Genomic DNA, 13,556 nt, shown 5'->3' with positions numbered 1-13,556 from the left:
ATATGCAATGGGAAGTTGTGATCGGGCTGGAAATTCACTCCCAGCTCGCCACCCAATCGAAGATTTTCTCCGGTAGTGCCACCACCTTTGGTGCAGAACCGAACACCCAGGCCAGCCTGGTAGACCTGGGCATGCCCGGCGTATTGCCGGTACTGAACCAGGAGGCCGTGCGCATGGCCGTCATGTTCGGCGTGGCAGTAGATGCCGAGATCGGTCAGCACAACGTGTTTGCCCGCAAGAACTATTTCTACCCCGACCTGCCCAAGGGCTACCAGATCAGCCAGATGGAGTTGCCGATCGTCGGCAAGGGTCACCTGGACATCACTCTGGAAGACGGCACCGTCAAGCGGGTCGGCATTACCCGCGCGCACCTTGAAGAAGACGCCGGCAAAAGCCTGCACGAAGACTTCAGCGGCTCCACCGGCATCGACCTGAACCGCGCGGGCACACCGCTGCTGGAAATCGTTTCCGAACCGGACATGCGCAGCGCCAAAGAGGCCGTGGCCTACGTCAAAGCCATGCACGCCCTGGTACGTTACCTGGGTATCTGCGACGGCAACATGGCCGAAGGCTCGCTGCGTTGCGACTGCAACGTATCGGTACGCCCGGTGGGTCAGGCCGAGTTCGGCACCCGCTGCGAGATCAAGAACGTCAACTCGTTCCGTTTTATCGAGAAGGCGATCAACAGCGAAATCCAGCGCCAGATCGAGCTGATCGAAGACGGCGGCAAGGTTATCCAGCAAACCCGCCTGTATGACCCGAACAAGGACGAAACCCGCGCCATGCGCAGCAAGGAGGAAGCCAACGACTACCGTTACTTCCCCGATCCGGACCTGCTGCCGGTGGTGATCGAAGATGCGTTTATCGAACAGGTTCGCGCCACCCTGCCAGAACTGCCACCGCAAAAGCGCGAGCGCTTCCAGTCGCAGTTCGGCCTGTCGGCTTACGACGCCAGCGTTTTGGCCTCCAGCCGCGAACAGGCGGACTACTTCGAAAAAGTCGTGAGCATCAGCGGCGACGCCAAGCTGGCGGCCAACTGGGTCATGGTTGAGCTGGGCAGCCTGCTTAACAAGCAAGGCCTGGACATCGACCAGTCACCGGTAAGCGCCGAACAGCTGGGCGGCATGCTGCAGCGCATCAAGGACAACACCATCTCCGGCAAGATTGCCAAAGTGGTGCTTGAAGCAATGGCCAATGGCGAGGGCAGCGCTGACGAGGTCATCGAAAAGCGCGGTCTCAAGCAAGTCACCGACAGCGGCGCCATTGAAAAGGTGCTGGACGAAATGCTGGCGGCCAACGCAGAGCAGGTCGAGCAATACCGTGCGGCAGACGAAGCCAAGCGCGGCAAGATGTTCGGTTTCTTTGTCGGCCAGGCGATGAAAGCGTCCAAAGGCAAAGCTAACCCGCAACAGGTCAACGAGCTGCTGAAAAGCAAACTCGAAGGCTAAGCCACTCAACTGTGGGAGCGGGCTTGCCCGCTCCCACAGATTTTTGTGGTTATTTCCCGCAACAGAAGGATTCCCCCATGAAGCAGCTACTCGGCGCCTGCGCCCTGCTCAGCTTGCTCGCCGGCTGTGCCAGCCATGACATAGACCCCCGCGGCTATGACAAAACCGGCATTGCCTCCTATTACGGCGCTCGCCACCACGGCAAGCGAACCGCCAGCGGTGAACCTTTCGACCAAAATGCCCTTACCGCTGCCCATCCCGCCCTGCCTTTCGGGACGCGGGTACTGGTCACCAACTTGAGCAACGACAAATCCGTCGTGGTACGCATCAATGACCGCGGCCCGCATACCCGCAGCCGCTTGATCGATCTTTCACGCCAGGCCGCCAGGCAGTTGGATATGCTGCGCAGTGGCACGGCTAAAGTCCGGGTCCAGGGCTTGAGCGACTAAGCGAGGGGGTCACTATTTTCGGCTTGAACGCATTATCTGCGTGGAGCGTGCTGCAACTGTTCGGCGGCCTGGTGCTGTTGATTGCAGGTGCGCAGCTGTTGGTGCGCTGCGCAGAGCACATTGCGAGCAAATTGAAGGTACGGCCACTTCTGGTCGGCTTGACCGTGGTAGCAATGGGCAGCAGCGCCCCCCAGATGACGGTCAGCCTGCAGGCCGCGCTCAATGACACCGCGGACATTGCCGTGGGCAGTGTTATTGGCAGCAATATTTTTAACATCCTCGTCACCCTCGGGCTTTCGGCGCTGATTATTCCACTGCGGGTGTCGCGACAGCTGGTGCGCCTGGACATCCCGTTGATGATTCTCGCCAGCATCATGGTGTTTGCACTGGCCCTGAACCATCAACTCGACCGCCTGGACGGCGCACTGTTGCTGGTCGGCTTGCTGGTGTACCTGTTCTTGCTGCTGCACCAATCCCGCCACAGCGGTCACCACCACCCCGGCCGCGACACCCCTCACGCTTCATGGCTACGCACACTCACGCAGATGGGCTGCGCCTTGCTCCTCCTCGGCTTTGCCGGCCACCTGCTGCTGGGCGCTGCCGTCGAGGTGGCGTCAGAGCTGGGCCTGTCCGAACGCATCATCGGCCTGACCATCATCGCTGTGAGTACCTCACTGCCCGAGCTGGCCACTTCCCTGATTGCTGCATTTCGCGGCCAGCGTGAAATTGCGGTGGGCAACGTCATTGGCAGCAACGTGTTTAACCTGCTGGGCGTATTGGGGCTCACCGCCCTGCTGGCGCCCGCGCCACTGTCGGTGTCGCCCAATGCACTGGCCTTCGACCTGCCGGTAATGCTGGGCGTGGCAGCACTGTGCCTGCCGGTGTTCTATAGCGGCTATCGGGTGACACGGGCAGAAGGCTTGCTGTTTCTCGGCTTGTATCTGGCGTATGGCCTGCACGTAGTGTCATTCACCACCGGCATGCCGCTGGCAGGCAAGCTCGAGCATCTGATGCTGTTTTACATTCTGCCGGCTTTGTCGCTGTTTCTGCTGTTCAGCACTTTGCGTGCATGGCGCCGACAACATTGAGGCGTGGTGACTACCACTTAATGCAGGAACAAAACTTACAACAAAGACAGGTACATCCTGCTGAAGTATTTAGATAACTCCCGTAAACATGGAGGATGCCGCGCGATACATGCGCCTCTGGTATTTACGGGCCTGCCATGAACTCACTTCGCTCCCTCGTTTTACTCGCCCTCACCCTGCTGACAAGCGGTTGCAGTTACGCATCGGATGCCGCGATGACCTGCTTTATCAACAACGGTCAAGATTTCAGTAAAGTATTGGGCTGCTACAAACAGGCTCGAGCTGATCAGGCGCTGACGCACAAGTTCATCGGCTCAACATTGTTTCCCGGGGTGGAAAGACGTCGCTTCGAGCTTCAGTCCCAGCGCTGGACAGGGCATGACTTCGCTCGCCCGACCGACTGGGTTCACACTGTCGATATCTATATTCCGCAAGCTGCATTGAATAGCCAGGCACTATTGATCGCCAATAACGGGATCAATATCCCTGCAACCGACAAACCCCTGCAACCTTCAACAGACTTTACCGAAGAAATGGCACTCGGCATTGCCCGGCAAACGCAAACCATTGTGGTCTCTGTCAGCAATATCCCGAATCAGTACCTGACCTATGCCGATGATGACCTGGCGCGTCGCGAAGATGACAGCGTGGCCCATAGCTGGTCTCTGTTTCTAAAAAACCCTGAGACCCGGCCATTTCTTTCGCTGCACATTCCCATGATGCTCACACTGGTCAAAGCCATGGACCTTGCCCAGCAGGAGCTCAAGCCATGGCAAATAGATCGTTTTATTGCTAGCGGCGCGTCCAAACGGGGGTGGGCGGTATGGATGACGGCGCTGACAGACTCGCGGGTGAGCGCAATAGCTCCCTTTGTTATCGATATTCTCAACACCAAAGCGGTTCTGAAACACACCTATGGTGCTTATGGTAAAAGCTGGCCGATTGCTTTCAATGCCTATCACCACGAAGGCATTACGCAACAGTTAGAAACGGCTGATTTCGACAAACTGATGCAGATAGAAGACCCTCTGCTCTATGTCAAATCATCAACCGACAGGATGACAATCCCCAAGTACATCGTGAATGCCAGCAGCGATGACTTTTTTCTCCCGGACAACGCACGGTTTTATTTTGACGCGTTGCCTGGAACAAAAATGCTCCGTGTCGCACCCAACGCAAGCCATTACGGGATCAAGGCATTTATCGAGAGTTCGTTGATTGCTTTTACCAACCGACTGCAACAGAAACGTCCATTACCGACCCTGACAACCATCGAAAAAACCGAATCCGGAAGTTCAAAAATGCAACTTGGGTTTTCTGAACGCCCCACCAAACTGGTTCAATGGCGCGCGTTCAATCTCAATGATCGTGATTTCCGACTGGCCTGCGGTATCAGGTACGAAGCCACCCCGATTGTCATGACCGAAAACAACACGCTTACCGTTGAGTTGAACTCACCCGAAGAGGGCTGGAGCGCCAACTACATAGAGGCCACGATGGCCGACGGCCTGGTCATCAGTACGCCTGTACTGGTTTTGCCGCACACCTATCCGACCTGGACACCCAAACAAATCGGGTCTGCATGCAGAAACCTGAACGATCCAGCCTGAGATTAAATCCAGCCGCCCCACTGCAACACAAAAATCCCGATATTGGTGGTGATAGCCGCCATCAAGGTGGTGATCACGATAATCGCTGCTGCCAGCTCGTGATTACCATTGGCTGCCCGCGCCATGACATAACTGGCAGCCGCCGTAGGGCTGGCGAAGTACAGGAACAAAATCCCCAGTTCCGGCCCGCGAAAACCGCAGATCCAGGCGCCGAGGGTTGCCAGCAGCGGCATGCTGACCATTTTCACCAGGCTGGCGCTCAGCGCCATGTCGCCACTTTTGCGCAGGCTCGCCAATGACAGCGTGCCACCGATGCAAATCAGCGCCAGCGGCAAGGTCATCGCCGCCAGATACTCACCCGATGCCTGCAACCAGCCAGGCAAGCTGATCTTGAACAGCGCAAAGGGCACTGCAGCCAGAACACTGATGATCAGCGGGTTCTTGACCACACTTTTGCAGATACTCCACGGATCGGACTTGATGACCGGGCTGTAAACCGCCAATACGATGGTCGACAGGGTGTTGTAGAGCAGGATCACTAGGCCGGCGAGCACTGCCCCCAGTGAAATCCCGTAGTCGCCGTACATGCTGGCCGCCAGAGCCAGGCCGATAACCCCGTTATTACCGCGAAAAGCGCCTTGGGTGTAGATGCCGCGATCTTCCCGCGGGCAGCGCCAGATTGACCAGCCCCACGCCAGGGCAAAGCTGAGCAGGGTCGCCGCGACAAAATACGCCAGCACCTTGGGCTGCAAGGCAGCCCTGAGGTCGGCGTGCAAAATACCCAAAAACAACAACGCCGGCATGGTGACGTTAAACACCAATGCCGACGCCGTATGGATAAAGTTGTCATTGATCCAGCCCACGCGCTTGAGCACCACGCCTAAAAACAGCATGGCAAACACGGGAGCCGTAATGGAGAGCGTCTGAAGGAATATAGCCAGCATGTCGGCGCTCTCGTGAAGACAGGACAGGTTGAAGCCTTCCAGGGGTCAGCTTCAACGACCTTTATTACATACCTTTGACGGCATAAATGCCGGCAGCATTACGCCAGTAGCCTTTGTAGTCCATACCATAGCCAAACACGTAACGGTCAATGCAAGGCAAGCCCGTGTAGTCGGCCTTCAGGTCAGGACGCGCCTTGCGGTCATGTTCCTTGTCGATCAATACCGCGGTATGCACCTGACGGGCACCGGCGTGTTTGCAGAAATCAACGATCGCGCTCAGGGTGTGACCTTCATCGAGGATGTCATCGATGATCAGTACATGACGGTCTATAAACGAGACTTCAGGCTTGGCTTTCCAGAACAGGTCACCACCCGTGGTTTCATTGCGATAGCGTGTCGCATGCAAATACGACGCTTCAAGCGGAAATTGCAGATGGGTAAGCAGCTTGCCGGAAAAAATCAGGCCGCCGTTCATCACACAAAATACCACTGGATTGGTCTCGGCCATTTCAGCCGTGATTTGCGCGCCAACGCGGGCAATGGCTGCCTCGACTTCAGCTTCGGTGTACAGGCAGTCAGCCTCTCGCATGATTTGACGGATATGCTCGAGATCAGCAGACATGACGCTCTCCAGGGGGTGTTGTGCAAGAAAAGCGGGCAAAGGTACGCATCCGCTTGGCTCAGATCAAGCATTTATGGACTAACGTGCAGTAATGTCTGTAGGACATCACCCCGGATTAGATTAATCTAGGCCGGTTTTTTTGCCTGCCCCCGGAGTTTTTCCCTATGCCTATCCGTGAGATACGCCATCCGCTAATCCGTCACAAACTCGGCCTGATGCGTCGTGCTGACATTAGCACGAAGAATTTCCGCGAGCTCGCTCAGGAAGTCGGCGCGTTGCTGACCTATGAAGCCACCAGTGACCTGACCCTCGAAACCTACGATATCGACGGCTGGTGTGGCACTGTTCAAGTTGAAAAAATCGCCGGTAAGAAAATTACCGTCGTCCCGATCCTGCGTGCAGGTATCGGCATGCTTGAAGGCGTCCTTAGCCTGATCCCGGGCGCCAAGGTCAGTGCTGTCGGCATTGCCCGCAATGAAGAAACCCTCCAGGCCCACACTTACCTGGAAAAACTGGTCCCGGAAATCAACGAGCGTCTGGCGATGATTATCGACCCGATGCTGGCCACCGGTTCCTCGATGGTTGCCACCATTGATCTGCTGAAAAAAGCAGGCTGCAAGGAAATCCGCGCCATGGTGCTGGTTGCTGCGCCTGAAGGGATTGCAGCTGTTGAAGCCGCTCACCCGGACGTAACCATCTACACCGCCTCCATTGATGAGCGTTTGAACGAGCACGGCTACATCATTCCGGGCTTGGGTGATGCCGGCGACAAGATCTTCGGCACCAAGCAAAAGGACATTTAACATGCAGGACGAGTTCAACGACCCGCTCTGGCGCCAGATCATATCTGGCGCGCAGATGCTCTTCGTGGCCTTTGGCGCGTTGGTGTTGATGCCTTTGATTACAGGCCTGGACCCTAACGTTGCGCTGTTCACGGCGGGTCTCGGGACTCTGCTGTTCCAGATCGTGACCCGGCGCCAGGTGCCGGTCTTTCTGGCTTCGAGTTTCGCTTTCATTACTCCGATCATTCTCGCCAAGGGTCAGTTCGGCCTGGCCGCGACCATGGGCGGCGTGATGGCAGCCGGTTTCGTGTACACCTTTCTCGGTTTCGCGGTAAAGCTCAAGGGCACCGGTTTTATTGACCGCCTGCTGCCACCTGTGGTGATTGGCCCGGTGATTATCTCGATCGGCCTCGCGATGGCACCCATTGCTGCACACATGGCCATGGGTCGCGCTGAAGATGGCACCGAGCTGATTCACTATCAGACGGCAATGCTGATCTCGATGCCAGCACTGCTGACCACCTTGATCGTGGCCGTATTCGGCAAAGGGATTTTCCGTCTGGTGCCGATCATTGCCGGCGTGCTGGTAGGTTTTGGCATGGCGTTCTACTTCGGTGTTGTCGACACCGCCAAGATCGCCGCCGCCCCCTGGTTTGCGCTACCGCACTTCACCGCGCCCGAGTTCAACTGGCAGGCGATTCTGTTTATCGTCCCCGTGGCACTTGCCCCGGCCATTGAACATATCGGCGGTGTCATTGCCGTAGGCAGCGTAACCGGTCGCGACTACCTGAAAAAACCGGGCCTGCACCGCACACTGTTCGGTGACGGCATTGCCACCACTGCAGCCGGCTTGCTGGGTGGCCCACCCAACACCACGTACGCCGAAGTGACAGGCGCGGTGATGCTGACCAAGAACTACAACCCGAAAATCATGACCTGGGCGGCGATCTTCGCCATCAGCCTGGCATTTATCGGCAAGTTCGGCGCACTGCTGCAAAGCATTCCAGTGCCGGTGATGGGCGGGATTCTGTGCCTGCTGTTCGGTTCGATTGCGGCGGTGGGCATGAACACCCTGATCCGCCATCAAGTCGACCTGAGCGAAGCACGCAACCTGGTAATCGTCTCGGTGACCCTGGTATTCGGGATTGGCGGCGTACTGATCGGTACGGGGATGGGGCCTGAGGACTTCGGTCTCAAAGGCATCGCGCTGTGCGCCATTGTGGCGATTGCGCTGAACCTGATCCTGCCGGGCAATGACAGCTGGAAGCACAAGAAAAAAGGTGACGGCCCCGTCATCTGACCTGTAATCCTTGTGGGAGCGGGCTTGCTCGCGATGGCATCACCTCTATCCAACAGATAGACCGCGTTGACTGCATCGCGAGCAAGCCCGCTCCCACAGGGGTTTTCTACAGGGCCAGCGGCGCCCTCTCACACAACGTGTTCAACGCCTGCGCCCACTGCGGGTGGTCATTGAGACACGGCACCAGCACCAACTCCTCGCCCCCTGCCTCGATAAACTGCTCGCGTCCGCGATCGCCAATCTCTTCCAGGGTTTCAATGCAATCGGCCACAAACGCCGGGCACATCACCAGAATTTTCTTTACCCCTTGCTTGGCCAACGCATCCAGACGCGCCTCAGTGTAGGGTTCAATCCACTTGGCCCGGCCCAGACGGGACTGGAACGCCACCGACCACTTCCCTTCAGGCAAGCCCATGCGCTCGGCAAAGGCCTGTGCGGTGCGCAGACACTGCGCCCGATAACAGGTGGCAAGTACCGCAGGCGATGCATTCTTGCAGCAGTCATCATTTTTGAAGCAGTGGTTGCCGGTCGGATCCAGCTTGTGTAAATGCCGCTCGGGCAAGCCGTGAAAGCTCAGCAGCAAGTGATCGTAATCCTGCTCCAGATGCGGTTGGGCACTTGCCACGAGAGCATCGAGGTATTCGGGCTGATCATAGAACGGTTGCAGGATGGAGAACTGGACAGGCAGCTTTTTGGCCTTTACCACCCGCTTGGCCTCTTCAATCACCGTGGTCACGGTGCTGTCGGCGAACTGCGGGTAAAGCGGCGCCAGAGTGACCTTTTTGATGCCCTGCGCAGCGATACGGGTCAACACGGTTTCAATCGATGGCTCGCCGTAACGCATTGCCAGCTCGACCGGGCCCTGGCTCCACTCTTTGGTCATGGCCTGTTGCAAACGGCGGCTCAGTTCCACCAGCGGCGAACCTTCCTTCCACCAGATCGAGGCATAGGCATGGGCCGATTGCTCGGGCCGCTTGATCAGAATCAGCGACACCAGCAAGCGTCGCACCGGCCACGGCAGATCGATGACGTACGGATCCATTAAAAACTGATTCAAGTAGCTGCGTACATCCGCTACCGAAGTAGACGCCGGCGAACCCAGGTTAACCAGCAACAGCGCGTGATCGGTCATGCAACTTCCTATTTCAGGGGCGGGCGGCGACATCTTCGAGCGCCGCACGCAAATCGGTGAACTGAAAAGTAAAACCCGCTGCCAGCAGTTTTGCCGGTTGAGCCCGCTGACCACCCAGCAACAAACCGGCCATCTCGCCGAGCAGCACACGTAACACAAAGGCAGGCATGGGCATAAAGGCCGGGCGGTGCAACACGCGACCCAGCACCTGAGCAAATTCGCCATTGCGTACCGGATGCGGCGCGCAGGCATTATAAGGACCGCTTGCGGCATTCTCATGCACAAGAAAATCAATCAGGGCGATTTGGTCATTGATATGAATCCACGGCATCCATTGCCGACCATTGCCTATCGGCCCGCCCAGCGCCAGCTTGAACGGCAACAACAGGCGCGACAAAAAGCCGCCTTCGGCCGCCAGCACCAGCCCCGTGCGCACCAGTACCACGCGCACCCCCAAAACCTGTGCCCGCTGAGCGGTCTCTTCCCAGGCAATACACAAGTGGCTGGCGAAATCCTCACTCACCGTCGGCGACTCTTCTGTCAGCTCGCGCTCACCACCGTCGCCATACCAGCCCACCGCCGAACCCGATACCAGCACTGAAGGCTTTTGCGCACGACTTTGCAACCAACCCACAAGGGTCTCGGTCAAGGTGATGCGGCTGCTCCACAACAAAGCCTTGCGCTTGCGGGTCCAGGGCCGATCGGCAATCGGCGCGCCGGCCAGGTTGATCACCGCATCAATCGGCTCCTCACCAAGCTCTTCAAGCAGGGCAATCCCTTTGACCTGGGCACCGCATAATTGAGCCACCTGTTCGGGGCGACGGCTCCACACACTGAGGCGATGGCCTTGCGCCAGCCAGTGACGACAGAGCTGACGCCCTATCAAGCCTGTACCGCCGGTCAGCAAAATGTGCATGAGTTGATCCTCACAAGGAGTTTTATCGGGAGCACTGGTCTATTTTTATATAAAGACCTTTTATCGGTCGTTGAGCTGATTTAAGAATAGGCCACATGGATCTGGAACAAACACTAAAACCTATACTAAAAAACATAATTGTACAGGTATTGCCGACGGCGTAGTCTGTGCAAACAGAGATCGGGGGCCACAATGACTGTACCCATCGCAATTATCGGTGCCGGCATAGCCGGGCTGTCAGCCGCAAATGCCCTGCACAAGGCGGGGCACGCAATTCAACTGTTCGATAAAAGCCGGGGCAGCGGTGGACGCATGTCGAGCAAGCGCAGTGATGTCGGGGTACTGGACCTGGGGGCTCAGTATTTCACCGCACGCGACCGCCGTTTTGTCGATGAAGTCCAGCAATGGCAAGCCGAAGGCTGGGCCGCCGAGTGGGAACCGCACCTGTACCACTATAAAAATGGCCTGTTAAGCCCCTCACCCGACGAGCAAACCCGCTGGGTGGGCACGCCGCGAATGAGCGCCATTACCCGAGGCCTGCTGGGCCATTTGCCCGTGAGTTTCTCCTGCCAGATCACCGACCTTATACGCGGCGAAAAACGCTGGCACTTGCTGGATGCCGAAGGTGAGGAACACGGCCCGTTCAGCCACGTCATCATCGCCACTCCGGCACCACAAGCCACGTCCCTGCTGGCCAGCGCACCCAAGCTCGCAAGCGCTGCTGCCGGTGTGAAAATGGAACCGGCCTGGGCCGTGGCACTGGCGTTCGAATCCCCCCTCGACACGCCCATGGAAGGCTGCTTCGTGCAAGGCAGCCCGCTGGACTGGCTGGCCCGTAACCGCAGCAAACCCGGGCGCGACAGCCAGCCTGACACCTGGGTCCTGCACGCCACCAGTGCCTGGAGCAAACAGAACCTCGACCTGCCCAAAGAGTCAGTGATCGAACATCTGCACGGCGCATTTGCCGAGTTGATGCACTTCCCTACTCCCGCACCGATTTTCAGCCTGGCCCACCGCTGGCTCTACGCCCGCCCTGCTGCGGCGCATGAATGGGGCGCGCTGGCCGACTCCGATCTGGGCCTGTATGCCTGTGGTGACTGGTGCTTGTCAGGTCGCGTGGAAGGCGCCTGGCTCAGCGGCCAGGAAGCAGCGCGACGGCTGATCGAGCATCTGGATTGAAGCCACAACACGCGCCGCAGCAGCTGCCGCAGGAACGAGCAGCTGCTACGCGGGATTAACAACGCTCCAAATACCTGTACAAGAAATTTGACTTGTACAACATCTGGCATATGATGAACTCAAGTTGTACATCACCAAAAAGATGTACAAGTAATTCTTGGAGGTTCGTCACATGCCCAGCCCCGCATCTGCCCGGCACAAACCCAAAATAGCCATCAGCGCCTGCTTGTTGGGGGCTGAAGTGCGGTTCAACGGCGGGCATAAAGAGTCACGCCTGTGCAGCCAGGCCCTGACCCAACACTTCGAATTTGTCCCGCTTTGCCCCGAGGTCGCCATCGGTCTGGGTATTCCGCGCCAGCCGGTGCGATTGGTGGGCAACCCCTTACAACCCCAGGCTGTCGGCACGGTCGACAGCACGCTGGACGTGACCCGGCCCCTGCACGACTACGGCGTGGAAATGGCCGCGGCGCACACCGATATCTGCGGCTACATCTTCATGCAGAAGTCACCTTCCTGTGGCCTGGAGCGGGTCAAGGTGTATCAGGACGGCGGACGCCCTGCCGAACTGAGCGGGCGCGGCATCTACGCCCGGGCATTCTGTGACGCTCAACCCGATTTACCCGTGGAAGAAGACGGCCGTTTGAACGACCCGGTGCTGCGGGAAAACTTCATGACCCGGGTGTACGCCTACAGCGCCTGGCAGGCACTGCTCAAACAGGGCGTTACCCGCCGCTCACTGACCGAGTTTCATGCCCGCTACAAATATCTGCTGATGGCCCATCATCCGGTGCAGTACAAAACCCTCGGCAACCTGCTCGGCAGCCTTGGCAAGCAAGACCCTATGGGCATTGCACCGCAGTACTTCAGCGAACTGATGAAAGCCCTGAAAAAATGCGCCACCCGCCGCACCCACACCAATGTGCTGCAACATATCAGCGGCTACCTCAAGCAAGCCATCAGCGCCGAAGACAAGCAGGAAGTCCAGCAACTGATTGGCCAGTACCTGCACGGCATCGTGCCACTGGTGGTCCCGCTGACCCTGCTCAAACATCACTTTCGCCTGCACCCCCACCCGTACATCTCGCGCCAGGTTTACCTGCAGCCGCACCCGGAAGACCTCAGCCTGCGTAATGCCATCTGACCATGAATGATGACCTGATCATGTCCAACACCCCTGGTACGGACTACAGCCAGGCACTGGCCGAAGGCTGGTTGCCCATCCGCGAAGTGTCGCGCATCACCGGTGTGAATGCCGTGACCCTGCGTGCCTGGGAACGCCGCTACGGCTTGATCGTGCCGCACCGCACGGCCAAGGGCCATCGCCTGTTCTCGACCGAGCATATCCAGCGCATCCAGCAGATTTTGTTGTGGCTCAACCGTGGCGTGTCGGTCAGCCAGATCAAGCCGCTACTCAACGCGCCGCCGACTCTCGCCCCGGCACCTGACAGCGACTGGCAGGCGTGGCGGCAAACCATGATTGAAGCCATCAGTGAGCTGGCCGAACGCCGCCTCGACGACTGCTTTAACCAGGCAATGTCGCTCTACCCCGCCCGCCCGCTCTGTGAACAACTGCTGCTGCCTCTTTTGAGCGAGCTGGAACAACGCTGGCAAGGGCAGTTCGGTGCGCAATTGGAGCGGGTGTTTTTCCACTCCTGGCTGCGCAGCAAGCTGGGGGCACGGATTTATCACAACAACCGTTCGCTCAAGGGCGCGCCGGTACTGCTGATCAATCATTCCGACCTGCCCTTCGAGCCGCAACTGTGGCTGACCGCCTTGCTGGTCAGCAGCAGCCACTGCCCGGTCGAAGTCTTCGACGCACCTGTGCCCGGCGGCGAACTGGGCCTGGCTGTCGAGCATTTGAAGCCCCGCGCCGTGGTGCTGTACTCCAGCAAAACCCTCAATACCCATCAACTGCCCCGACTGCTGCAGGGTATCGACTGCCCGATCCTGATCGCCGGACCGACGGTATGCATCCACTTCGACCAGTTGTCCGTAAGTACAACCGAGATCGCAGGATTGTATCTGGCCCACAACCCGGTAGAGGCCCATCAACGCCTCAGCCAACTCGGCCTTTATCGCTAGGAAA

The 13,556-nt window shown here is 58.1% G+C and carries 13 protein-coding genes; 9 read left to right on the top strand and 4 right to left on the bottom strand.

Annotated features, from left to right (window positions below; all coding sequences use genetic code 11):
• Positions 1 to 2 precede the first annotated feature (2 nt).
• From gatB to GHN92_RS00425, 4 genes are all read left to right on the top strand, one after another.
• Positions 3 to 1,448, top strand: a complete 1,446-nt coding sequence (gatB, locus tag GHN92_RS00440) for an Asp-tRNA(Asn)/Glu-tRNA(Gln) amidotransferase subunit GatB (protein WP_095018246.1) — start codon at positions 3 to 5, stop codon at positions 1,446 to 1,448.
• Positions 1,449 to 1,525: 77 nt separating this feature from the next.
• Positions 1,526 to 1,897 carry a septal ring lytic transglycosylase RlpA family protein gene (locus GHN92_RS00435; RefSeq protein ID WP_095018247.1) on the top strand — a complete coding sequence of 124 codons (372 nt, stop codon included), beginning with the start codon at positions 1,526 to 1,528 and terminating at the stop codon, positions 1,895 to 1,897.
• A 47-nt stretch (positions 1,898 to 1,944) separates the two neighbouring features.
• Positions 1,945 to 2,985, top strand: a complete 1,041-nt coding sequence (locus GHN92_RS00430; RefSeq protein WP_095018248.1) for a calcium/sodium antiporter — start codon at positions 1,945 to 1,947, stop codon at positions 2,983 to 2,985.
• A gap of 137 nt (positions 2,986 to 3,122) precedes the next feature.
• Positions 3,123 to 4,595 carry a PhoPQ-activated pathogenicity-related family protein gene (locus tag GHN92_RS00425; RefSeq protein ID WP_133144315.1) on the top strand — a complete coding sequence of 491 codons (1,473 nt, stop codon included), beginning with the start codon at positions 3,123 to 3,125 and terminating at the stop codon, positions 4,593 to 4,595.
• A gap of 2 nt (positions 4,596 to 4,597) precedes the next feature.
• Here the strand turns inward: GHN92_RS00425 and GHN92_RS00420 are convergent, their stop codons facing one another.
• Complete coding sequence (locus GHN92_RS00420; RefSeq protein WP_095023081.1) at positions 4,598 to 5,539, bottom strand: AEC family transporter; 942 nt, start codon at positions 5,537 to 5,539, stop codon at positions 4,598 to 4,600.
• A gap of 64 nt (positions 5,540 to 5,603) precedes the next feature.
• Complete coding sequence (locus GHN92_RS00415; protein WP_095018249.1) at positions 5,604 to 6,161, bottom strand: hypoxanthine-guanine phosphoribosyltransferase; 558 nt, start codon at positions 6,159 to 6,161, stop codon at positions 5,604 to 5,606.
• 164 nt (positions 6,162 to 6,325) lie between these two features.
• On the opposite strand from GHN92_RS00415, the gene upp reads away from it, so the two are divergent.
• A complete protein-coding gene (upp, locus tag GHN92_RS00410; protein ID WP_095001117.1) occupies positions 6,326 to 6,964 on the top strand; it encodes a uracil phosphoribosyltransferase in 639 nt (212 codons plus the stop codon).
• 1 nt (position 6,965) lies between these two features.
• Complete coding sequence (locus tag GHN92_RS00405) at positions 6,966 to 8,243, top strand: uracil-xanthine permease family protein (protein WP_095001116.1); 1,278 nt, start codon at positions 6,966 to 6,968, stop codon at positions 8,241 to 8,243.
• Between the two features lie 106 nt (positions 8,244 to 8,349).
• Here GHN92_RS00405 and hemH read toward each other — a convergent pair whose 3' ends face one another.
• Complete coding sequence (gene hemH / locus GHN92_RS00400; RefSeq protein ID WP_095001115.1) at positions 8,350 to 9,375, bottom strand: ferrochelatase; 1,026 nt, start codon at positions 9,373 to 9,375, stop codon at positions 8,350 to 8,352.
• A 13-nt stretch (positions 9,376 to 9,388) separates the two neighbouring features.
• Positions 9,389 to 10,291 carry a TIGR01777 family oxidoreductase gene (locus tag GHN92_RS00395; RefSeq protein WP_095001114.1) on the bottom strand — a complete coding sequence of 301 codons (903 nt, stop codon included), beginning with the start codon at positions 10,289 to 10,291 and terminating at the stop codon, positions 9,389 to 9,391.
• 192 nt (positions 10,292 to 10,483) lie between these two features.
• Between GHN92_RS00395 and GHN92_RS00390 the strand changes: the two genes are divergently transcribed.
• The 3 genes from GHN92_RS00390 to GHN92_RS00380 all read left to right on the top strand — a co-directional run bounded on the left by GHN92_RS00390 (position 10,484) and on the right by GHN92_RS00380 (position 13,552).
• The gene (locus tag GHN92_RS00390; RefSeq protein WP_095001113.1) at positions 10,484 to 11,470 is read left to right on the top strand and encodes an NAD(P)/FAD-dependent oxidoreductase; all 987 of its coding nucleotides are present in this window, start codon (positions 10,484 to 10,486) and stop codon (positions 11,468 to 11,470) included.
• A gap of 172 nt (positions 11,471 to 11,642) precedes the next feature.
• Positions 11,643 to 12,611, top strand: coding sequence for a DUF523 and DUF1722 domain-containing protein (locus GHN92_RS00385; RefSeq protein WP_095001112.1), 969 nt, complete (start codon positions 11,643 to 11,645; stop codon positions 12,609 to 12,611).
• Positions 12,612 to 12,613: 2 nt separating this feature from the next.
• Positions 12,614 to 13,552 (top strand): MerR family transcriptional regulator, encoded by a 939-nt coding sequence (locus GHN92_RS00380; RefSeq protein WP_095001111.1) that lies wholly within the window; start codon positions 12,614 to 12,616, stop codon positions 13,550 to 13,552.
• Positions 13,553 to 13,556: the final 4 nt, after the last annotated feature.

The sequence above is a fragment of the Pseudomonas sp. FSL R10-2964 genome, from assembly GCF_009600035.1.
GTDB lineage: Bacteria > Pseudomonadota > Gammaproteobacteria > Pseudomonadales > Pseudomonadaceae > Aquipseudomonas > Aquipseudomonas bubulae.
Note: the sequence above shows the minus strand (reverse complement) of the source record. Positions and strands in the feature narration are given on the sequence as shown.